Source organism: Oleiphilus sp. HI0080, assembly GCF_001635135.1.
This window is the reverse complement of record NZ_LWFU01001056.1, coordinates 1-966: the sequence shown is the minus strand read 5'-3', so window position 1 is coordinate 966 and position 966 is coordinate 1. Positions and strand designations below refer to the sequence as shown.

Genomic DNA, 966 nt, shown 5'->3' with positions numbered 1-966 from the left:
CCCTCGCAGACAAAACAGATCGCCTTGAAGAAGCCCTGCAGCTCATCACGCTGGCGCTCGCGCTTCGCCCTGATAACCCAGCGATCATGGACAGCATGGGCTGGGCACTGTTTAAGCTCGGCAAGAACGAAGAAGCACTCGCGCTTTTAAGTAAAGCTTACATCAACTACCCCGATGGAGAAGTCGGTGCACATCTAGGCGAAGTACTATGGGTTGAAGGCAAAACCGAGGAAGCCAAAAAAGTTTGGAACAACAGCCTGCGCCAGCAACCAGACCATCCTGTGCTTCGCGCAACGTTAGAACGACTTGCTCCAGAGATGCTTGAAGACCTTAATGACACGGCAGAGCCGAACGATGAGAATACTGAGGCAACTGACTCTGCCCCAGCTTCAGATGCGCAAGAGACCAACCAGGCGGAAGAATAATCGTGGCGACTAGAAGTTTTGGATGCCCTATCATTACGGCTGCTCTCATCGTAGCATTAAGCATTACGAGCGGCTGCGCATCCAATTTTATTGAATATTCCGGCGACGAAAGCCCCAAGGTTCTTCGAGAAAAACTCTATCAAATTGAAGACTTTCAGCTCTCCGGAAAGCTCGGCTTTCGAAATACGGACGAAGCCTTTAGCGTTGCTATCAACACCTGGAAACAGACGGCAGATCAATACGACATTCAACTCAGCTCTACTTTTCTTGGACTCGGTTCAGTCAATATTCTAGGCACGCCCACCTGGATTGAGATTAACGAGAGCGGAGAAGAGCCAATCCAATCGCCCTACCCTAATGAAGCGCTAGAGCAATTGCTTGGGATGCCTCTTCCTGTTCAAAGAATTCGCTACTGGATAAAAGGAGTACCCGCACCCCAGTCATCCGCAATAGAGGTCAAAGATGAGCGGGGGCTTGTGTCTTCAATTACCCAAGATCAATGGATGATTGAACTGGACCGATACCACGACGTAAATGGCCT

The 966-nt window shown here is 50.0% G+C and carries 2 protein-coding genes; both read left to right on the top strand.

The features are described 5' to 3' along the window. The coding region (locus A3751_RS19600; protein WP_156492656.1) for a tetratricopeptide repeat protein at nucleotides 1-425 on the top strand (425 nt) is incomplete at its 5' end. A 2-nt stretch (nucleotides 426-427) separates the two neighbouring features. Further along, nucleotides 428-966 (top strand): lipoprotein insertase outer membrane protein LolB (lolB, locus tag A3751_RS19595; RefSeq protein WP_068458628.1); only part of this gene is annotated, 539 nt, incomplete at its 3' end.